General features: G+C 67.4%; 20 protein-coding genes and 1 pseudogene. 15 read left to right on the top strand and 6 right to left on the bottom strand.

Going from position 1 to position 20,465, the window contains the following annotated elements; genetic code table 11:
• The first annotated feature begins 93 nt into the window (after positions 1 to 93).
• Positions 94 to 1,119 (top strand): uroporphyrinogen decarboxylase/cobalamine-independent methonine synthase family protein, encoded by a 1,026-nt coding sequence (locus G6N24_RS14435; protein WP_085157762.1) that lies wholly within the window; start codon positions 94 to 96, stop codon positions 1,117 to 1,119.
• Positions 1,120 to 1,124: 5 nt separating this feature from the next.
• On the opposite strand, the gene G6N24_RS25390 is transcribed toward G6N24_RS14435, so the two are convergent.
• On the bottom strand, positions 1,125 to 1,481 hold the full coding sequence (locus G6N24_RS25390; protein ID WP_179963433.1) for a hypothetical protein: 357 nt from the start codon (positions 1,479 to 1,481) through the stop codon (positions 1,125 to 1,127).
• Between the two features lie 38 nt (positions 1,482 to 1,519).
• Here G6N24_RS25390 and G6N24_RS14420 point away from each other — a divergent pair, with 38 nt between their 5' ends.
• The 3 genes from G6N24_RS14420 (at position 1,520) to G6N24_RS14410 (ending at position 4,471) form a co-directional block, all read left to right on the top strand.
• Entirely contained in the window at positions 1,520 to 1,846 is a 327-nt protein-coding gene (locus G6N24_RS14420) for an ArsR/SmtB family transcription factor (protein WP_085157634.1), read from the top strand.
• Positions 1,847 to 1,942: 96 nt separating this feature from the next.
• Complete coding sequence (gene ligA / locus G6N24_RS14415; protein WP_085157637.1) at positions 1,943 to 4,036, top strand: NAD-dependent DNA ligase LigA; 2,094 nt, start codon at positions 1,943 to 1,945, stop codon at positions 4,034 to 4,036.
• 6 nt (positions 4,037 to 4,042) lie between these two features.
• Positions 4,043 to 4,471, top strand: coding sequence for a tautomerase family protein (locus G6N24_RS14410; protein WP_085157640.1), 429 nt, complete (start codon positions 4,043 to 4,045; stop codon positions 4,469 to 4,471).
• 4 nt (positions 4,472 to 4,475) lie between these two features.
• On the opposite strand, the gene G6N24_RS14405 is transcribed toward G6N24_RS14410, so the two are convergent.
• Complete coding sequence (locus tag G6N24_RS14405) at positions 4,476 to 5,132, bottom strand: ACT domain-containing protein (RefSeq protein WP_139822226.1); 657 nt, start codon at positions 5,130 to 5,132, stop codon at positions 4,476 to 4,478.
• A 200-nt stretch (positions 5,133 to 5,332) separates the two neighbouring features.
• On the opposite strand from G6N24_RS14405, the gene gatC reads away from it, so the two are divergent.
• From gatC to G6N24_RS14375, 7 genes and pseudogenes are all read left to right on the top strand, one after another.
• The gene (gene gatC, locus G6N24_RS14400) at positions 5,333 to 5,632 is read left to right on the top strand and encodes an Asp-tRNA(Asn)/Glu-tRNA(Gln) amidotransferase subunit GatC (RefSeq protein WP_085157644.1); all 300 of its coding nucleotides are present in this window, start codon (positions 5,333 to 5,335) and stop codon (positions 5,630 to 5,632) included.
• A complete protein-coding gene (gene gatA / locus G6N24_RS14395) occupies positions 5,629 to 7,110 on the top strand; it encodes an Asp-tRNA(Asn)/Glu-tRNA(Gln) amidotransferase subunit GatA (protein ID WP_085157646.1) in 1,482 nt (493 codons plus the stop codon). Before gatC ends, gatA begins: the two co-directional genes overlap by 4 nt.
• Positions 7,111 to 7,202: 92 nt before the next feature.
• The gene (locus G6N24_RS14390) at positions 7,203 to 8,234 is read left to right on the top strand and encodes an ATP-dependent 6-phosphofructokinase (RefSeq protein WP_085157648.1); all 1,032 of its coding nucleotides are present in this window, start codon (positions 7,203 to 7,205) and stop codon (positions 8,232 to 8,234) included.
• A 453-nt stretch (positions 8,235 to 8,687) separates the two neighbouring features.
• Positions 8,688 to 9,089 (top strand): annotated as a pseudogene (locus G6N24_RS24715) (AAA family ATPase); the annotation flags it as partial.
• Positions 9,090 to 9,199: 110 nt separating this feature from the next.
• Positions 9,200 to 9,508, top strand: a complete 309-nt coding sequence (locus tag G6N24_RS24710) for a hypothetical protein (protein WP_232070569.1) — start codon at positions 9,200 to 9,202, stop codon at positions 9,506 to 9,508.
• A gap of 52 nt (positions 9,509 to 9,560) precedes the next feature.
• Entirely contained in the window at positions 9,561 to 11,090 is a 1,530-nt protein-coding gene (gene gatB / locus G6N24_RS14380; protein WP_085157650.1) for an Asp-tRNA(Asn)/Glu-tRNA(Gln) amidotransferase subunit GatB, read from the top strand.
• Positions 11,091 to 11,432: 342 nt separating this feature from the next.
• On the top strand, positions 11,433 to 11,987 hold the full coding sequence (locus G6N24_RS14375) for a flavin reductase family protein (RefSeq protein WP_275997168.1): 555 nt from the start codon (positions 11,433 to 11,435) through the stop codon (positions 11,985 to 11,987).
• 9 nt (positions 11,988 to 11,996) lie between these two features.
• Here the strand turns inward: G6N24_RS14375 and G6N24_RS14370 are convergent, their stop codons facing one another.
• Positions 11,997 to 13,118, bottom strand: a complete 1,122-nt coding sequence (locus tag G6N24_RS14370; RefSeq protein WP_085157652.1) for a PQQ-dependent sugar dehydrogenase — start codon at positions 13,116 to 13,118, stop codon at positions 11,997 to 11,999.
• A 164-nt stretch (positions 13,119 to 13,282) separates the two neighbouring features.
• On the opposite strand from G6N24_RS14370, the gene G6N24_RS14365 reads away from it, so the two are divergent.
• Entirely contained in the window at positions 13,283 to 14,128 is an 846-nt protein-coding gene (locus G6N24_RS14365) for a DoxX family protein (protein ID WP_085157654.1), read from the top strand.
• Between the two features lie 192 nt (positions 14,129 to 14,320).
• Here the strand turns inward: G6N24_RS14365 and G6N24_RS14355 are convergent, their stop codons facing one another.
• Positions 14,321 to 14,665: a PH domain-containing protein gene (locus G6N24_RS14355; RefSeq protein ID WP_085157766.1), complete on the bottom strand. Its 345-nt coding sequence runs from the start codon at positions 14,663 to 14,665 to the stop codon at positions 14,321 to 14,323.
• Between the two features lie 283 nt (positions 14,666 to 14,948).
• Between G6N24_RS14355 and G6N24_RS14350 the strand changes: the two genes are divergently transcribed.
• The 3 genes from G6N24_RS14350 to ilvC are packed head-to-tail and all read left to right on the top strand — an operon-like array spanning position 14,949 to position 18,349.
• Positions 14,949 to 16,805 (top strand): acetolactate synthase large subunit, encoded by a 1,857-nt coding sequence (locus G6N24_RS14350; protein WP_085157656.1) that lies wholly within the window; start codon positions 14,949 to 14,951, stop codon positions 16,803 to 16,805.
• The gene (gene ilvN, locus G6N24_RS14345) at positions 16,805 to 17,311 is read left to right on the top strand and encodes an acetolactate synthase small subunit (protein WP_085157658.1); all 507 of its coding nucleotides are present in this window, start codon (positions 16,805 to 16,807) and stop codon (positions 17,309 to 17,311) included. Before G6N24_RS14350 ends, ilvN begins: the two co-directional genes overlap by 1 nt.
• 36 nt (positions 17,312 to 17,347) lie before the next feature.
• The gene (gene ilvC, locus G6N24_RS14340) at positions 17,348 to 18,349 is read left to right on the top strand and encodes a ketol-acid reductoisomerase (protein WP_139822231.1); all 1,002 of its coding nucleotides are present in this window, start codon (positions 17,348 to 17,350) and stop codon (positions 18,347 to 18,349) included.
• Positions 18,350 to 18,405: 56 nt separating this feature from the next.
• On the opposite strand, the gene wrbA is transcribed toward ilvC, so the two are convergent.
• The gene (wrbA, locus tag G6N24_RS14335) at positions 18,406 to 19,008 is read right to left on the bottom strand and encodes an NAD(P)H:quinone oxidoreductase (protein ID WP_085157662.1); all 603 of its coding nucleotides are present in this window, start codon (positions 19,006 to 19,008) and stop codon (positions 18,406 to 18,408) included.
• Positions 19,005 to 20,435 (bottom strand): phytoene desaturase family protein, encoded by a 1,431-nt coding sequence (locus G6N24_RS14330; protein WP_085157664.1) that lies wholly within the window; start codon positions 20,433 to 20,435, stop codon positions 19,005 to 19,007. The genes wrbA and G6N24_RS14330 overlap by 4 nt, the downstream gene beginning before the upstream one ends.
• Positions 20,436 to 20,465: the final 30 nt, after the last annotated feature.

The following is a 20,465-nucleotide window of genomic DNA, read 5'->3' as shown; positions in this document are numbered from 1 at the left end:
GCCGCCCTTCCGGGCTCGAACCTGCTCGCGTGACGTGGTGGTGACTCCCCCCTGCCGGCCTGGGCGCGAGAGGTGGTCGAATACGGTTGCCGGGTGAGTGTTTTCGCCTCGCCTTTTGCGAAGGCCACCGGCATCGGATCCTGGCCCGGCATCGTCCCGCGGCAGGCCGCCGAGGTCGTCGTCGGTGAGTTGGCGGGCGCGCTGGCCCACATTGTCGAGCTGCCCGCCCGGGGGGTGGGAGCCGACATGCTCGGGCGCGCCGGCGGGTTGCTGGTCGACGTGGCCATCGACACCGTGCCGCGCGGTTACCGCATCGCCGCCCGGCCCGGCGCGGTGACACGTAGGGCCGCGAGCATGCTGGACGAAGACATGGACGCGCTGGAAGAGGCCTGGGAGACCGCCGGCCTGCGCGGCGGCGGGCGGGTGGTCAAGGTGCAGGCTCCCGGGCCGATCACGCTGGCCGCGGGGTTGGAGCTGGCCAACGGCCACCGGGCGATCACCGACCCCGGTGCGCTGCGTGACCTTGCGGAGTCGCTGGCCGAAGGCGTTGCCGCACACCGCGCGGAGCTGGCCCGTCGACTCGACACGCCGGTGGTGGTGCAGTTCGACGAGCCGTCGCTGCCGGCGGCATTGGGCGGACGGCTGGCCGGGGTGACCGCGCTGAGCCCGGTCGCCGCGCTCGACGAGGCGGTGGCGGGCGCCCTGCTCGACACCTGTGTGGCGGGCGCCGGCGCCGACGTCATGCTGCATAGCTGCGCTCCCGAGTTGCCGTGGAATCTGTTGCAGCGCAATGGTATTAGTGCGGTAGCGGTGGACGCCGGCACGCTGCAAGCCGCGGATCTGGACGGCATCGCGGCGTTCGTCGAGTCGGGGCGGGTCATCGTGCTGGGCGTCGTGCCCGCGACCGCGCCGGAGCGGCGGCCGTCGGTGGAGGAGGTGGCGGCCGCGGTGGTGGCGGTGACGGATCGGCTCGGTTTCGGGCGCGCGGTGCTGCGCGACCACCTCGGTGTGGCCCCGGCGTGTGGTCTGGCTGGTGCAACCCACGAGTGGGCGCGGACCGCGATCCAGCTTGCCCGCAAGGCCGCCGAGGCGTTGGCCCACGACCCGGACGCCCTCTGACCGCGTCAGCCCGGACGTCCGGCTGCGCCCGTAGTTCCGGTGGCGCCCTGATTGCCGGTGCTGCCGGTGATGCCGTTGATGGCGCCCTTGCCGCCGGCACCGCCCGCGCCCCCGACGCCGCCCGTCCCGCCCTGACCGCCGGCGCCGCCCAGGCCGGCGCTGCCCGACTGGCCGCCGAATAGTCCGCCCGCGCCGCCGTGGCCGCCGATGCCGCCGTCACCGCCGTCGCCGCCGGCCTGGCCGGCGACGGTGGCGTTGCCACCCATGCCGCCCTTGCCGCCGTTGCCGTATAGCCATCCGCCATTCCGGAGGCGCGCCGCTCCACCTCGTTCGAGGCCAATTCCGAGGGCTGGGCCATCCAAACCGGCCTGGTGCGTAGGTATTTGGAAGAAACCCGGGTGTGAGCACGGTCGCGGCACCGCTCTTCGATGCGCTCGGGGACCCGCATCGGCTGCGCATCATCGTCCGGCTCTGCGATCTCGGCCCGAGCTCAACGTCTCAAGTCAAACGGGCGATTCCGGTCAGTCGGCAGGCGGTCACCAAGCATTTGCAACTGTTAGAGTCCGCGGGATTGGTCACCAGCACGCGACGCGGCCGGGAGCGCCTCTGGACTGTGCAGACCGCGCCGCTGGCCTGGGCTAGCGATTTCCTCACCCAGCTGTCGCGCAAGTGGGACGCCGCGGTGGATCGTCTGCGGGCTCATGTCGAAGAGGAGGCCGAGGACTGATCTCGTCGAGATTGCCACCACGGCTGTGGCTGGGCGACCGGGCACGACCATCACGGCAATCTCGGCTGTGTCAGCCGGTTTCGATAGCCTGCCAGGGTGACTTCGCCTGAGGTGTTGCGCCCAGAAGTGTTGCGCGAGTGGCAGGAGCTGGCCGAGGAGGTGCGCGAACACCAGTTCCGCTACTACGTGCGGGACGCGCCGATCATCTCCGACGCGGAGTTCGACGCCCTAGTGCGCCGGCTGGAGGCCCTCGAGGAGCAGTACCCCGAGCTGCGCACCCCCGACTCACCCACCCAGCTGGTCGGCGGCGCCGGCTTCGCCACCGAGTTCGAGCCGGTTGACCACCTGGACAGAATGCTCAGCCTGGACAATGCATTCAGCACGGAGGAACTCGACGCCTGGGCCACCCGCATCCGTGCGGAGGTCGGCCCGGACATCGGGGCCGCGCACTATCTATGTGAGCTCAAGATCGACGGTGTCGCATTGTCGCTGGTCTACCGGGGCGGACGCCTGACCGCGGCGGCGACCCGGGGCGACGGGCGCACCGGCGAGGACGTCACGCTGAACGCCCGCACCATCGACGACGTCCCCGAACGGCTCAGCGCCAGCGACGATTACCCGGTGCCCGAGGTTCTCGAGGTCCGCGGCGAGGTGTTCTTCCGGCTGGAGGACTTCCAGGCGCTCAACGCCAGCCTCGTCGAGGCGGGCAAGGCGCCGTTCGCCAACCCTCGCAACAGCGCGGCGGGATCGCTGCGTCAGAAAGACCCTGCGGTTACGGCGCGCCGTAAGCTGCGGATGATCTGCCACGGGCTGGGGCACACCGAAGGCTTTCGCCCGGCCACGCAGCACGAAGCCTATCTGGCATTGCGGGCCTGGGGGCTGCCGGTTTCCGAGCACACCACCGTCGTGAACGACATCGCCGGCGTGCGGGAGCGCATCGACTACTGGGGCGAGCATCGCCACGAGGTGGACCACGAAATCGACGGTGTGGTAGTCAAAGTCGACGAGATGGCGCTGCAGCGCAGGCTGGGTTCCACCTCGCGGGCTCCGCGCTGGGCCATCGCCTACAAGTACCCGCCCGAGGAAGCGCAGACCAAGCTGCTCGACATCCGGGTGAACGTCGGTCGCACCGGGCGGGTCACGCCGTTCGCGTTCATGACGCCGGTGAAGGTCGCCGGGTCGACGGTGGGGCAGGCGACGCTGCACAACGCCTCGGAGGTGAAGCGCAAGGGCGTGCTGATCGGCGACACCGTGGTGATCCGCAAGGCTGGCGACGTGATCCCCGAGGTGCTGGGTCCCGTGGTCGACCTGCGCGACGGGTCCGAGCGCGAATTCGTCATGCCCACAACATGTCCCGAGTGCGGCGCCCCGTTGGCGCCGGAGAAGGAAGGCGATGCCGACATTCGCTGCCCCAATGCCCGCGGCTGCCCGGCGCAATTGCGGGAGCGGGTATTTCACGTCGCCAGCCGAAACGCCTTGGACATCGAGGTGCTGGGCTATGAGGCCGCGGTCGAGCTGCTGCAGACACACGTGATCGCGGACGAGGGCGACCTGTTTGCCCTCACCGAAGACGGCCTGTTGCGCACCGAACTCTTCCGGACCAAGGCCGGCGACTTGTCGGCCAACGGCAAACGGCTACTCGCCAACCTCGACAAGGCAAAGGCCGCACCGCTGTGGCGGGTGCTCGTGGCGTTGTCGATCCGCCATGTCGGCCCGACGGCCGCCCGCGCACTGGCCACCGAGTTCGGCAGTCTCGACGCGATTATCGCCGCATCCACTGACCAGCTGGCCGCGGTGGAGGGTGTGGGACCTACCATCGCTGCCGCGGTCACCGAGTGGTTCACCGTCGACTGGCACCGCGAGATCGTCGACAAGTGGCGCGCGGCCGGGGTTCGACTGGTCGACGAGCGCGACGCCACCGTCCCACGCACCCTGGCCGGGCTGACCATCGTGGTCACGGGCTCGCTGACCGGCTTTTCCCGCGACGACGCCAAGGAGGCAATCGTGGCGCGCGGCGGCAAGGCCGCCGGATCGGTGTCAAAGAAGACCTCCTACGTTGTCGCCGGCGACTCCCCGGGATCCAAATACGACAAAGCGGTGCAGTTGGGCGTGCCCATTCTCGATGAGGACGGGTTCCGAAGGCTCTTGGCGGAAGGGCCTGGTGACACCGAAGCAGCAGGCGTGCCATAGTGGCTGATGCCGCTGTATCAATGTGTCGTTCCAGCAGGATCGCTCAGCGCGGATAACCGCTCCGCATTGGCCGAAGCCATCACCGAAATTCATTGCACCGTAACGGGTGCACCCCGCGGATTCGTCAACGTCTTGTTCGTCGAGTACGACCCGGCGGCATACTTCACCGCCGGCAAACCCAACACGTGTTCGGTGATCAACGGGAACATTCGCGCAGGCCGGGACCGCGAGACGCGGGCGCGACTGCTCACCGAACTGTCGCAAGCGTGGGTGTCGATCACCGGCCAGGACGCTCGCTCGCTGCTGATCGGCCTGAACGAAGTCGACCCCACCTCGATCATGGAAGCCGGGCTGATCATGCCGGCGCCCGGTGAAGAGGCGGACTGGTTGCAGCGCAACCATGACGTGCTCGGGGAGTTGCTCTCCAGCCAATGACCGATCAGCGCAGCATGGTCGCCACGATGCCGGCCAGATAGCCCAGCCGAGCCACCTCCGAAGGCCGGAATTCGGGCCCCGGACGGCCCAGCACCACCGCGGTGTGCGGGTCGCCCAACGGTGCCGCCACCATCGTGGTGTCCATGTCGCGCCATGCCTGCGGCACCCACTCGGCATTACCGTCCAGCGGCGCCGCGTGCTCAATCGGCAGCCACGGCGCCGAATCAGCCCGAGTCTCCGGCGCACCCGGACTGCCGGCGAGCCGGCGCAGCTCGCCGTGGGAACTGCGCAACACCGTGCACCAGCTCACCCGCAGCACCCGGGGCGCCTCGTCGGCCAGAACCTGCAACCTGGACGCATTGTCCCCGGCCGCTGCGACGTGGTCGAGGAGCTCCAGCTCGCGGTGCGCTTCCAGCAGGCCGGTATGTGGGCGGAGGCTATCGACCCGGACGCCGGGGAGTTTCTCCGCGGCGGTAATCAGGGTGTCGGGCATCGCTCCCGGGGGCAGTTCGACCACCAGGTCATCGATCGCATAGCCGTTGCCGCGCTCGACGACGTCGAGCGAGAGGATGTCGGCACCCACCGAACCGAGCGCGACCGCCAGCGACCCCAGGCTGCCAGGTCGGTCGGCTAGCTCGATGCGCAACAGATAAGAACGCACGGCCAACACTGTCGCACAGCGATGTATCCACGGCATTTCGGCAGCGTTGGATTGCCCGGCTCCCTCTGGGTCGCGTCGGCCGGCTTCACACTCCCCTAGCCTGAGTGCCCGGCTCGCCCCCGCAAGCGGGTGGTGCCCCCACCTCAGGCCGTTCCGGCCTACTCTTAACGATCCGAGCCGCCGGGCTAGGCTTTTCGCTCGTGTCCCAGATCTCCCGCGACGAGGTAGCCCACCTGGCCCGGCTGGCCCGGCTGGCGTTGACCGAGGCCGAGCTGGACAGCTTCGCCGGTCAACTCGACGCCATCCTGACCCACGTCAGCCAGATCCAGGCCGTCGACGTCACCGGCGTCGAACCGACCGACAACCCGCTCAAGGACGTCAACGTCACCCGCGCGGACGAGACGACACCGTGCCTGACGCAGCAGGAGGCGCTGGCCGAGGCGCCCGAAGCCGTCGACGGCCGCTTCGCCGTCCCCCAAATCCTGGGAGACGAAGAGTGACGGACATCATCCGATCCGACGCCGCCACGCTGGCCGCCAAGGTCGCCGCCAAAGAGCTGTCATCCACCGAAATCACCCAGGCTTACCTGGACCAGATCGAGGCGACCGACGACCGGTATCATGCGTTCCTGCATGTGGCCGCCGACGAGGCGCTTGGCGCCGCGGCCGCCGTCGACAACAAGCTGGCCGCCGGTGAACAGCTGCCTTCGGCGCTGGCCGGGGTGCCGCTGGCGCTCAAGGACGTCTTCACCACGATCGACATGCCCACCACCTGCGGGTCCAAGATCCTGCAGGGCTGGCGATCTCCCTACGACGCCACCCTGACCGCGCGGCTGCGCGCGGCCGGCTTACCGATCCTGGGCAAGACCAACATGGACGAGTTCGCGATGGGCTCGTCCACCGAGAACTCCGCCTACGGCCCGACCCGCAACCCGTGGAACCTCGACCGGGTGCCCGGTGGGTCCGGCGGCGGCAGCGCGGCGGCACTGGCCGCGTATCAGGCGCCGCTGGCCATCGGATCCGACACCGGGGGCTCCATCCGTCAACCCGCCGCGCTGACCGCGACGGTCGGCGTCAAACCCACCTACGGCACGGTGTCGCGCTACGGGCTGGTGGCGTGCGCGTCGTCGCTGGATCAGGGTGGCCCGTGTGCGCGCACCGTGCTGGACACCGCGCTGCTGCATCAGGTGATCGCCGGGCACGACACCCGCGATTCGACGTCGATTGACGCCGAGGTGCCCGACGTCGTCGGCGCGGCCAGGGCCGGCGCGGCCGGTGATCTGCGCGGCGTGCGCATCGGGGTGGTCAAGCAGCTGCGCGGTGAGGGCTATCAGCCGGGCGTCTTGGCGTCGTTTCAGGCCGCTGTCGAGCAGCTGACCGCGCTGGGCGCCGAGGTGAGCGAGGTCGATTGCCCGCATTTCGATCACGCGTTGGCCGCCTATTACCTGATCCTGCCGTCGGAGGTGTCGTCCAACCTGGCGCGCTTCGACGCGATGCGGTACGGGCTGCGGGTCGGCGACGACGGCACCCACAGTGCCGAAGAGGTAATGGCGTTGACCCGGGCGGCCGGTTTCGGGCCGGAGGTCAAGCGCCGCATCATGATCGGCACCTACGCGTTGTCGGCGGGCTACTACGACGCCTACTACAACCAGGCGCAGAAGGTGCGCACGTTGATCGCGCGCGACCTCGACGAGGCCTACCGGTCGGTCGACGTGCTGGTGTCGCCGGCGACCCCGACCACCGCGTTCCGGCTGGGCGAGAAGGTCGACGATCCGCTGGCGATGTACCTGTTCGACCTGTGCACGTTGCCGCTGAACCTGGCCGGCCATTGCGGCATGTCGGTGCCGTCCGGGCTGTCCCCGGACGACGGGCTGCCGGTCGGGCTGCAGATCATGGCGCCCGCGTTGGCCGACGACCGGTTGTATCGGGTGGGTGCCTCCTACGAGGCCGCCCGCGGCCCGCTGCCGAGCGCCATCTAGCGCGAAAAGACGCAAAAGCACCCAAAACGTGCCGTTTTGGGTGCTTTTGCGACTGCTCGCGCCACTCACCCGGCACGAGGCAAGATGAAGGCATGCGGATCGGAGTTCTCACCGGGGGCGGGGACTGCCCCGGGCTTAATGCCGTCATCCGGGCGGTGGTGCGCACCTGCGACGCCCGGTACGGCTCGTCGGTGGTCGGATTCCAGGACGGGTGGCGCGGGTTGCTGGAGAACCGGCGCATGCAGCTGCGCAACGACGACCGCAACGACCGCTTGCTGGCCAAGGGCGGAACCATGCTGGGCACCGCGCGGGTGCATCCCGACAAGCTGCGCGCCGGGTTGGAGCAGATCAAGCAAACCCTGGACGACAACGGCATCGATGTGCTCATCCCTATCGGCGGCGAAGGCACGCTGACCGCCGCGCACTGGCTGTCGGAGGAGAACGTCCCCGTGGTCGGCGTGCCGAAGACCATTGACAACGACATCGACTGCACCGACGTAACTTTCGGCCACGACACCGCGTTGACGGTGGCCACCGAGGCCATAGACCGGTTGCACAGCACCGCCGAATCCCACCAGCGGGTGATGCTGGTGGAGGTGATGGGGAGGCACGCCGGCTGGATCGCGCTGAACTCCGGGCTGGCGTCCGGCGCTCACATGACGCTGATCCCCGAACAGCCCTTCGACGTCGAAGAGGTATGCAGGCTCGTTAAGCGACGCTTTCAGCGTGGCGACTCGCACTTCATTTGCGTGGTGGCGGAAGGAGCCAAGCCGATTCCGGGGTCAATGCAGTTGCGTGAGGGCGGGCTTGACGAGTTCGGCCATGAGCGTTTCACCGGGGTCGCGGCGCAGCTCGGGCTCGAGGTGGAAAAGCGCATCAACAAGGACGTCCGGGTGACCGTGCTGGGCCACGTCCAGCGGGGCGGCACCCCGACGGCCTTCGACCGGGTGCTGGCCACCCGGTTCGGCGTCAACGCGGCCGACGCCGCGCATGCGGGCGAATACGGCCAGATGGTATCGCTGCGCGGGCAGGACATCGGCCGAGTTCCGCTGGCCGATGCGGTGCGCCAGCTCAAACTGGTGCCGCCGAGCCGCTACGACGATGCTGCGGCGTTCTTCGGTTAGCCCCGAATTCGTCGAACGCGGGCTTAACGACTGGCTGAATGCGGTGTGGTATTCGCTGGTTTTCGGTTTTCGGACAATCTGAACGGCTATACCGTCAACCATGAGCAACCGCGGTCATTCTCGCGGAGATCTCACGCGGGCCGCTCGTCGGGCGCCCTCGCCAAGCTGGCGCGTTACCGACCGGGCGTCCACTACGGTGCCGCGGCCCTGCGTGGCAGATGCGCCCCAGCGCCGCGAGTCCCCCGGGTGGTCTCGGTCCCGCGCACCGACCCCGTCGGCAACGCAGCTGCAGACACCGGTCCGTCGTGAGCGGATCCCGGGCGGGACGGCGCTCGACGGCCTCGATCAGCGGGTTACCGCGGGCTCCGCGGGATTGGGCTGGCGAGACCTGATCTATCCGCCTCACCAGGATCGACCTTGGGCCAAGCAAAGACTTGACGTGACGAACTCAGGCTGCGCGAGCGCATCCGCGCAGTCGTCGAGAGCGCGTTTCCTATCGCGGTCCTCAACCTCAAAGGTGGGGTCGGCAAGACCACGGTCGTTGAGGCGCTCGGGTCAACTTTCGCCGACGTGCGCGACGACCGGGTCATCGCCGTCGACATCGATGGTGGCGATCTGTCCGAGCGGCATGGTCGCCGGAGCCGACTCAATATGGTCGACATCCTCAGGGACGATTCGGTCACGGGGTATCTCGATGTGCGCGCGCATACATACATGAACAGCTGCGGGCTGGAAGTGCTTGGTCTACCGGAATATGCGAACACCAATTGGCGTATCGAGCGCTTCGACGTGGTCAAAGTGTTTTCGATTCTGAGGAACCATTACTCGGTGGTGCTGGTGGACTGCGTCAAGGCGCTGAAGTCCGGTGTCATGGAAGCGGTTCTGCCGGCGCCACGGGCCTTGGTGGTGGTCAGCAACACCTCTATCGACGCGATAGAGAAACCAGAATCACCCTGGAAGAGTGGTTGCGTAACAACGGATATCAGCGATTGCTTACCTCGACGGTGCTGGCGATCAACCACACCGAACTGGCCAAGCCGAATACTTTGGCCGCGAAGGAACTTGAGCAGTTGTCCGCCCAGGTGCCCGCCACGGTGGCGTTGCCGTTCGATCGGCCTATACATGCAGGCGAAGAGATTGGCCTGGACCGGCTGAGCAAGCAAAGTCGACGCAGCTACCTGGAGATGGCGGCGGCGTTGGCCGACATGTTCGCCGGCAAGGGTAGAGAGCGCGACCTTGCCGCGGGATCTCGGATACATTTGCGTCCCCGCTAGCCGGTCTTCGCCCGGCTCCGCCGGCCTCGCGATCACCACTAGGATCGGATCCATGACTGTTGCTGCCGGGGCACCCAAGGCTGCTGGGGCTGACCTGCTGGACTACGACGACGTCGTCGCGCGCTTTGACCCAGTGCTGGGACTCGAAGTGCACGTCGAACTGTCCACCGTCACCAAAATGTTCTGCGGCTGCGCCACCACATTCGGCGCCGAACCGAACACTCAGGTGTGCCCGGTGTGTCTGGGCCTGCCCGGCTCGCTGCCGGTGCTCAACCGGGCGGCGGTGGAGTCCGCCATCCGGATCGGGCTGGCGCTGAACTGCGAGATCGTGCCCTGGTGCCGCTTTGCCCGGAAGAACTACTTCTACCCGGACATGCCCAAGAATTACCAGATCTCGCAGTACGACGAGCCGATCGCCATCAACGGATACCTCGACGCGCCACTAGACGATGGCACCACCTGGCGTGTGGAGATCGAGCGGGCGCACATGGAGGAGGACACCGGCAAGCTGACTCACATCGGCAGCGAGACCGGCCGCATCCACGGCGCGACGACGTCGCTGATCGACTACAACCGCGCCGGCGTGCCGCTCATCGAAATCGTCACCAAACCCATTGTGGGAACCGGGGCCCGGGCACCGCAGATTGCCCGCGCCTACGTGACTGCGCTACGAGACCTATTGAGAGCGCTGGATGTATCCGACGTGCGGATGGACCAGGGCTCGATGCGGTGCGACGCCAACGTCTCCCTGAAGCCGATCGGAACGACCGAGTTCGGCACCCGCACCGAAACCAAGAACGTCAACTCACTGAAAAGCGTCGAAGTGGCCGTCCGTTACGAAATGCAGCGCCAAGCCGCGATCTTGGTGGCCGGCGGCCGGATCACCCAGGAAACCAGGCACTTTCACGAGGCCGGGTACACCAGCCCAGGTCGCACCAAGGAGACGGCACAGGACTATCGTTATTTTCCCGAGCCGGACCTGGAACCCGTAGCGCCCAGCCGCGAGCTGGTCGAGCGGCTGCGCCAGACCATTCCCGAGCTGCCGTGGTTGACCCGCAAGCGGATTCAGCAAGAATGGGGTGTTTCCGACGAGGTGATGCGCGACCTGGTCAACGCCGGCGCGGTCGAATTGGTCGCCGAGACCGTCAAGCACGGCGCGTCCAGCAAGGAAGCGCGCGCCTGGTGGGGAAACTTCCTGGTGCAGAAGGCCAACGAGGCCGGCGTCGGCCTCGACGAATTGGCCATCACCCCCGCGCAGGTCGCCGACGTGGTGGCGCTGGTCGAGGAGGGCAAGCTGTCCAACAAGCTCGCCCGCCAGGTCGTGGAGGGTGTGTTGGCCGGTGAAGGCGAGCCCGAGCAGGTGATGACGGCCCGCGGCTTGGCGCTGGTGCGCGACGACTCATTGACGCAGGCCGCAGTCGCTGAGGCTTTGGCCGCCAATCCCGATGTGGCGGAAAAGATTCGCGGCGGCAAGGTGGCCGCGGCGGGCGCGATCGTCGGCGCGGTGATGAAGGCCACCCGCGGGCAGGCCGACGCGGCGCGGGTGCGCGAACTCGTCCTGGCGGCCTGCGGTCAGGGTTAGCGCTAACCGCTGGTACCGTCGGCGCCGGTGGTGCCGTTGGCGCCGGCGTCGCCGGTGACGGCGGGTCGCCGCTGCCCGTGACCTGCGCGGTGCCGCCGTGTCCTCCGGTGCCGCCGATCACGTTGGGGCCGCCGTTGCCGCCCGTCGCGCCACTGTCATCGGTGGCGGGGCCGCTAGCGGATTGACCGCTGCCAGTGCAGGGGCGTGGCGTTTCATGGTTTGCACGACACCGCTACCAGGCGGCGTACGTCGAACTTGCCGACCGATCGCTCGGAACCAGTGTTGCAACGCGTCGTACGCATTCATGATGGTCATGTGATCGGTGAAGCGTTCGACGACTTGATGGGCATGCTGGACGGCCCAGTGTTCGTGGTGACGACCCAGGCCGACGGTCACCCTTCGGGTTGTCTCGTCGGCTTCGCCACCCAAACGAGCGTGCTCCCCCCGAGTTTTATGGTCGGTCTGCCGAGGAACGCCGACATCGCCGAGGTGGCGAGCCGATCCGAGCACCTCGCGGTCCACGTGCTTGCACAGCGCCAGCATGTGCTCGCCGGACTGTTCGCCAACCAAACCGACGAAGAGATCGACCCATTCATGCGTTGCAGGTGGCGCGCCGGCCCCTACGGGATGCCGATTCTCGACGATGCGGTGGCCTGGTTTGTCGGCAGGACGGCCAGTCGCAGTGAAGTCGGGGACTATGTGGCCTACCTGTTGGAGCCCGTGAGTGTGTGGGCTCCGGAGTGCACGGAAGACCTGCTCTACCTCTCCGACCTCGATTTTGAGGTTGACGATATCGACCCCGGTCAGGAGGCTGCGCAGCAGCGGTTCTACAACCGCGAAAGGGGCGAAGAGACACGCCGATACGGCGGCGTGAGGTTCACACTCGACGTGCCGTGACCGGGCGCGTCAGGTCTTGTCGTCGTTGTTCCGCGGGAAGCCGCCACCCTGCGGGAACAGGGGGAACACCACGTCGTCGAGCTTCTCGGCGTCACCGGCGGTCTTGTTGACGGTCGCGCCCCAGACGTTGCCGTCCGGCGACATCCTCAGTGCCCACGCGTGCGCGTGAGTGTCCTTGCGGACCACGTCGGGTTCACCCGTGACGGCACCGGTCGACGGCGCCAGCCGGACCGCCACGGTCAACTTGGTGTCGATCAGGTTGACCAGCACAGTGCCGTCCATGGCCGCACACCCGGCCACGCCGGGCTTGTCGGGCCAGGTCCACACGGTGGAGACCTCCGACTTCTTGGTGATGCGCTGCAGCCGGTCCGCGGTGGCAGTGCGGTCGGCGACGTACAGGGAGCCGTCGACGGGATCGATGCACAGGCCGCCGCCCGAGCCGACGCCGGACAGCGCCGTCGTCGGCGGCGCCTGCCCGATGGTGGTGGGCTGCTCGATCCGCAGCACCTTACCTGCCAATGATTTGGGATCGGCCGCCATCGCCGGGTTGCCCGCATCGCCGGTCATCACCACCAACGTGGTGGGGCTGGTGAAGATCAGCGCCCCGGTGTTCCCGGCGGCGCCCTTGGGGATCCCGGTCAGGATGTCCTTCGGGACGTCGCCGTCGGCGATCCGGATGACCCGGTTGTCGGTGGGCGTGCTGACGTAGGCGTACATCAGCCGGTCCTGGTTGTAGGTGGGTGAGAGCACGATGTCCATCAAGCCGCCATCACCGGACGGGTCGACCGGGATGACCATCTTCACCTTCGGCTCGGCGCTGATGGAAATCTCCTTGATCGCCCCGGTGGCGCGTTCGGCGACCAGTGCGGTCTTGCTGTCCATGCCCATGATTAGGCCGCTGGTGCTTTCCAGGCAGCCCTGCATGACCCCGGGGGCCGGACATGCCTTGGGGAAAGGCGTGGGCGGCAGTGGCGGCGGCGGGGGAGGCGTCGAGCTGGGCGGGGGCCGCAGTTCCGGGTTGGTCGTGAACGGCTGGGACTGGGCGTCGTTGAAGCGGGCGCAGCCGCTCGATGCCAGCACTGCCGCGCACAGCGCGGCAAGCCCGTATCGAACCGACCGTCTTATCCGCATGATCGACAGGCTACGGGAATGGTCGACGCATGGCTCCCGTCACGCCCGTCTGGGGCCCGATCTGGGCGGTTTGGCGGGCTCTTGGCGGTCCAGATGCGGATTTGTCTGGCGAAAGCGCCGCTCAAATCCCCAATACGGGACTAAATGCCCTTACCCTGGCACGCGTGACCAGTCAATCGAACGAATCGCATTGGCGGCGGCCGGGCGACTCACCGGAGTCAATCCCGGGACGTCCCGTCTCGGCCAGCGTAGTCGACCCCGAAGACGACCTGACACCAGTCGGGTATCCAGGTGAGTTTGGTACCACCACCGTCATCCCGCCGTACGACCCCGCAAACGCGGGTGTCTCCGCCGGCACGGGATACAACTTGATCGACCAGCAGGAGCCGTTGCCGTACGTCCAGCCCCAGCCCGCGGCCCGGCACGCTGCGCTGGAGCCCGTCGAGATCGATCCGGAAGCGCGCGACGAGCGGCTGCGCGCCGTCGGTCGGCGTGGAACCCAGCACCTCGGTCTGCTGATCTTGCGGGTTGGGCTGGGAGTGGTGCTGGGCGCCCACGGACTGCAGAAGCTGTTCGGCTGGTGGGATGGTCAGGGGCTGACTGGGTTCAAGCACTCGTTGTCCGACGTCGGCTACCAACACGCCGACGTCCTCGCTTACGTGAGTGCCGGTGGCGAGATCGCCGCTGGGGTGCTTCTGGTGCTCGGATTGTTCACACCGCTGGCCGCTGCGGGCGCGTTGGCGTTCCTGATCAACGGCCTGCTCGCTACCCTCGCGGCGCGGCCGCACCCGCATTTCTCGTACTTCCTGCCGGACGGCCACGAATACCAGATCAGCTTGATCGTCATGGCCGTCGCCGTCATCTTGGCCGGTCCCGGACGTTACGGCCTCGATGCCGGCCGTGGCTGGGCCTATCGGCCTTTCATCGGGTCATTTGTCGCGCTCCTCGGTGGCGTTGCCGCCGGTATCGGCGTGTGGGTGGTGCTCAACGGCGTCAATCCGCTCGCCTAACGCCCGGCTACGCCGCGCTCGCGATCACCACGGGCGTCGATGGTGGTGACCCGCTTCGCCCGGCTACGCCGCGCTCGCGATCACCACGGGCGTCGATGGTGGTGACCCGCTTCGCCCGGCTACGCCGCGCTCGCGATCACCACGGGCGTCGATGGTGGTGACCCGCTTCGCCCGGCTACGCCGCGCTCGCGATCACCACGGGCCGTACGGGTTGGGGACCCGTCCCGAGCTGGCCTCGGCCAGCAGCGGCAGGGTCGCAAACGTCACCGCGGGCAATCGCAGTTCCGCACCGCTCTTGAGCCGGGCGCGTGCCCAGGAGCCCCTGTTGAAGCGCAGCCCGTCGATCTCGTCCCAGGACACGGTCCGGCTGCCCAGTAGCGTCCGTGCGGTCACGCCCTGATCATCGGCGACCGTGCGCTGCCGGATTATCAGAGCCGACAACAGCATCGGGATGACGAGCAGGGGGGCGGTCGCCGGCCAGGTCAGCACCGGCACCGGCAGGCCCAGGGTCAGGAATCCGACGGCGAAGTGCGCCATCGGCGACACCTTGATCACCACCGGCGAGCCAGTAACCACCCTGGCATCATTCCATCGCCCGGATTGTGCCGTCGGTGCGATCGGATGACGGCCCCGGATTTGACGGCTGAGCTGTGCGAAGGCTACCGTCGGACGCTATGGATACCGCCGGAATGCTCGTAGTAATTGGTCGGCGCGTTGGTGCCTGACTAGCCCGATCGAGCACCAACGCGACCCTCGTGCAGCAGCTGAGCTGACGGGGGTTTTTTCTTGCCCAGGGACTAAGAGGACAAAGAGGACCACAGTGAGCGCACCTACCAAGCCACAGGCGCAGACGACCAATGGAGCGCCTGACACCGGGCAACCCGCACCAAAGCCCCCGGCTGCCCATCCGAAACGCGTTGCACCACAGCAACTTACCGGAGCCCAGTCGGTAATCCGGTCGTTAGAGGAACTCGACGTTGACATCATCTTCGGGATCCCCGGCGGCGCCGTGCTGCCGGTGTATGACCCGCTGTTCGACTCGAAAAGGCTGCGCCACGTGCTGGTCCGCCACGAGCAAGGCGCCGGTCACGCGGCCAGCGGCTACGCGCACGCCACCGGCCGGGTTGGGGTGTGCATGGCGACTTCTGGTCCCGGCGCCACCAACCTGGTGACACCGCTGGCCGATGCGCAGATGGACTCGATCCCGGTGGTCGCCATCACCGGGCAGGTCGGGCGTGGGCTGATCGGTACCGATGCCTTCCAAGAGGCCGACATCTCGGGCATTACGATGCCGATCACCAAGCACAACTTCCTGGTCCGCTCCGGCGACGACATTCCCCGGGTGTTAGCCGAGGCCTTCCACATCGCGGCCTCGGGGCGTCCCGGCGCGGTGCTCGTCGACATCCCCAAGGACGTGCTGCAGGGCCAGTGCACGTTCAGCTGGCCACCGCGAATGGATCTGCCCGGCTACAAGCCGAACACCAAACCGCACAGCCGCCAGGTCCGGGAGGCCGCCAAGCTAATCGCCAGGGCCCGCAAGCCGGTGCTGTACGTCGGCGGAGGCATCATCCGCGGCGAGGCGACCGATCAGCTCCGGGAGTTGGCCGAGCTGACCGGCATCCCGGTGGTCACCACGCTGATGGCCCGCGGCGCGTTTCCGGACAGCCATCGGCAGAACCTGGGCATGCCCGGCATGCACGGCACGGTGGCCGCGGTGGCGGCGTTGCAGCGCAGCGACTTGCTGATCGCGCTCGGCACCCGGTTCGACGACCGGGTGACCGGAAAGCTCGACTCCTTCGCCCCCGAGGCCAAGGTCATCCACGCCGATATTGACCCGGCCGAGATTGGCAAGAACCGCCACGCCGACGTACCGATCGTCGGCGACGTCAAGGCCGTCATCACCGAGCTCATCGCGATGCTGCGCCATTGCCAGACCCCCGGCAACATCGACATGACCGACTGGTGGGCATACCTGGAGGACGTGCGGGCCAGGTATCCGCTGAGCTACGGGCCGCAGAGCGACGGCAGCCTGAGCCCGGAGTACGTGATCGAGAAGCTGGGCGAAATCGCCGGCCCGGACGCCGTTTACGTCGCCGGAGTCGGCCAGCATCAGATGTGGGCGGCGCAGTTCATCAAGTACGAGAAGCCGCGCACCTGGCTCAACTCCGGCGGGCTGGGCACCATGGGGTTCGCTATTCCGGCGGCCATGGGCGCCAAGATCGCGCTGCCTGACACCGAGGTCTGGGCGATCGACGGCGACGGTTGCTTCCAGATGACCAACCAGGAGCTGGCCACCTGCGCGATCGAGGGCGTGCCGATCAAGGTGGCGCTGATCAACAACGGCAACCTGGGCATGGTGCGGCAGTGGCAGAGCCTGTTCTACGAGGAGCGTTACTCGCAGACCGACCTGGCCACCCATTCACACCGCATCCCGGACTTCGTGAAACTGGCCGAGGCGCTGGGTTGCGTCGGATTGCGTTGCGAGCGTGAAGAAGACGTCATCGACGTCATCAGCCAGGCGCGGGCGATCAACGACCAACCGGTGGTGATCGACTTTATCGTCGGCGCCGACGCGCAAGTGTGGCCGATGGTGGCAGCGGGGACCAGCAACGACGAGATCCAGGCCGCCCGGGGCATCCGTCCGTTGTTCGACGACATCAGCGAAGGGCACGCCTGATGAACGCGAAGACCCACACGCTGTCGGTACTCGTCGAGGACAAGCCCGGCGTGCTCGCGCGGGTCGCGGCGCTATTCTCGCGGCGCGGTTTCAACATCGAGTCGTTGGCGGTCGGGGCCACCGAGCAGAAGGACAGGTCGCGGATGACCATCGTGGTCTCCGCGGAGGAGACTCCGCTCGAGCAGATCACCAAGCAGCTCAACAAGTTGATCAACGTCATCAAGATCGTCGAACAGGACGACGAGCATTCGGTGTCACGCGAGTTGGCGCTGATCAAGGTGCGGGCCGACGCCGGTAGCCGCAGCCAAGTGATCGAAGCGGTTAATCTGTTCCGCGCCAACGTGATTGACGTTTCTCCGGACTCCCTGACCGTCGAGGCCACAGGCAACCGCGGCAAGCTGGAGGCCCTGCTGCGGGTACTGGAGCCGTTCGGTATCCGCGAAATCGCCCAATCGGGAATGGTGTCGTTGTCCCGCGGCCCGCGCGGCATCGGCACCGCTAAGTAGTCAACAAGAAGGAGAAATGCAGCAGTGGCATTAGAGATGTTCTACGACGACGACGCCGACCTGTCCATCATCGGTGGCCGCAAGGTCGGTGTGATCGGATACGGCAGCCAAGGCCACGCCCACTCGCTGAGCCTGCGCGACTCTGGGGTCCAGGTGCGCGTCGGCCTGAAGGAGGGCTCGAAGTCCCGGCCCAAGGTCACCGAGCAAGGCTTGGACGTCGACACCCCCGCCGAGGTCGCGAAGTGGGCTGATGTGATCATGCTGCTGGCGCCCGACACCGCGCAGGCCGAGATCTTTGCCAACGACATCGAGCCCAACCTGAAGCCCGGTGACGCACTGTTTTTCGGTCACGGACTCAACATCCACTTCAACCTGATCAAGCCGCCCGCCGACGTCACCGTCGCGATGGTGGCCCCGAAGGGTCCCGGCCACCTGGTGCGGCGCCAGTTCGTCGACGGCAAGGGCGTGCCGTGTCTGGTTGCGGTAGAGCAGGATCCGGATGGCGACGGCTTGGCGCTCGCGCTGTCCTACGCCAAGGCGATTGGCGGCACCCGCGCAGGCGTCATCAAGACCACGTTCAAAGACGAGACGGAAACCGACCTGTTTGGCGAGCAAACGGTGTTGTGCGGCGGTACCGAGGAATTGGTCAAGGCCGGATTCGAGGTCATGGTCGAAGCCGGCTACCCCGCGGAATTGGCCTACTTCGAGGTGCTGCACGAGCTAAAGCTGATCGTCGACCTGATGTACGAGGGCGGCCTGGCGCGGATGTATTACTCGGTGTCTGACACCGCCGAATTCGGTGGCTACCTCTCGGGTCCGCGCGTCATCGATGCCGGCACCAAGGAGCGGATGCGCCAGATCTTGCACGAGATCCAGGACGGCACCTTTGTCAGGAAGCTGGTCGCCAACGTCGAGGGTGGCAACAAGCAGCTCGAGGCGCTGCGCAAGCAAATTGCCGAGCACCCCATCGAGGTCACCGGCAAGAAGCTGCGTGACTTGATGAGCTGGGTCGACCGCCCGATCACCGAGACTGCTTGAGTCGCCGTCGCGAAACTGTAGTTGCCGCACACGCTCGCGGCGTGTCGTCGCGGTAACTACAGTGTCGCGAGTCGCCCGGCGACTGTTACCACCCGGTGCGCCAGGTGGTCGAGCGCGTTGGCCGTGGCATCGTCGATTCCGTTGATGTTGTCGCGGGTGGCAACCAGGCTCACCCCGTACGGATTGCCGTCGACGAACTTCAGGTGATCGGTGTATCCCGGCGGCACGATGATGCCGCCGAAATGCATCAGCGAGACATAGAGGCCCATGAGGGTGGTTTCCTGACCGCCGTGCGGCGATTCCGTCGAGGTCCACGCCGCGTAGACCTTGTCGGCCAGCTTGCCTTCCGCCCAAAGGCGGCCGAGGGAGTCCATGAATGTCTGGAATTGCGATGTGGTGGAGCCGAAGCGGGTCGGCGAACCGAAAATCACTGCGTCGGCCCAAACGATATCCTCCCCGGTCGCAACGGGAAGGTCCTTCGTCGCTTCATAGTTCGCCGTCCAGGCTGGGTTCTGCGCGAACGATTCCGGGTCCCGTGTCTCGGCGACGTGCCGCACTCGGACTTCGGCGCCGGCGGATTCGGCCGCCGCGGCGACGCGACGCGCCATCGTCGTTCCGTGGCCGGTGGCGGAATAGTAGATGATCGCGAGTTTCGTCATGGCGTCAGCTTAGGCATTTCGGTGATGCCGAATTCGCGGCGCAGCAGAGTGCGGGCGGCGTAGTAACCGGCCATGCCGTGCACCCCGGGACCGGGCGGGGTGGCCGCCGAACACAGGTACACCTTGGGAACCGGTGTGCACCAAGGGTTTAGGCGTGGTATGGGACCGGCGATGGCGCGCCAGACCGAACCAGTGCCCAGCGTGATGTCGCCGCCGACGTAGTTGGCGTTGTGGTCCGTCATCCGCGAGGCGGGCACGGGCCGCACGGCCACGACGACATCGCGGAAGCCCGGCGCGAACCGCTCAACAACGCGGGTCACCGCCTCGGTCGCATCGACGTTAGACCCCGATGGCACATGGGCGTAGGTCCAGAACGGACGGCGACCGTCGGCGTCTATCCGCCCGGGGTCGGCCACGTGCGGACAGGCGGCCAGCACCATCGGCCACTGTGCGTGGCGTCCGGCGGTGACATCGGCTTCGGCCTGCGCCATCTGCTCGCGGGTGCCGCCGAGATGCAGCGTCGGCGCCTTGAGCAGCCGCGGATCCGACCACGGAATCTCGTCGCTGAGCACGAAGTCGACCTTCGCCGCGCCAGCACCAAATCGGTAGCGGCGCAATGCCTTAGCGTAACGGCTCGGCAGCGCGCCACCGTAGATCGGTAGCAGCGCGGTCGGAGCGGTATCAAAAACGGCGACGCCGCCTGGAGGTTCGGTGACCTCGACACCGGCGGTCAGCTCGCCGCCGTGCGCGCGCAGGTCGGCAATCAACGCGTCGGCGATCGCTTGGCTGCCGCCCAACGGAATCGGCCAGCCGACCGAATGGGCAAGGGTCGCTAGCATCAACCCGGCGCCCGCCGACACCAAGGATGGCAACCGTGAAATCGCGTGGGCGGCAACACCGGTGAATAGTGCGCGGGCATCCTCGCCCACCAGCGACCGCCACGCCGGGGTGCCTTGGGCCAGCATCCGCACGCCGAGGCGCAGAGCCGGTCCCAGCGGCCGGGGTACCGACCGCTTGTCGCCGAGCATGAAGTCCTTGACAGCGGCGGCGTCCCGCACCAGCGGGCCGAGCAGGCGCCGCCACGACGCGCCGTCTTCCAACTCGGCACAGGTGCGCGTCAGATCGCGGTAGGCGACTGCCGCGGGACGGCCCGGCAGTGGGTTGGCATACGCGATCTCCGGAACGGCCAGCGTCACGCCGCGCGCCCGCAGGTCGAACTCGGCGAGAAACGGCGACGCCAGCGCCAGTGGGTGAACCGCCGAGCACACGTCGTGAAACACCGAAGGGAAAGTCGAGTCGGCCGCGGTGCGGGCGCCGCCGCCAAGCGTCGGCTGCGCCTCGATCACCTGGACTTTGAGGCCCGCGCGGGCGCAGATTACGGCGGCGGCGAGCCCGTTGGGGCCGCTGCCCACGACGGTGACGTCCACACAGTCGATTACAGCCGACTGACCCGCTTG

It is taken from the genome of Mycobacterium lacus, assembly GCF_010731535.1.
GTDB classification, from domain to species: domain Bacteria; phylum Actinomycetota; class Actinomycetes; order Mycobacteriales; family Mycobacteriaceae; genus Mycobacterium; species Mycobacterium lacus.
Note: the sequence above shows the minus strand (reverse complement) of the source record. Positions and strands in the feature narration are given on the sequence as shown.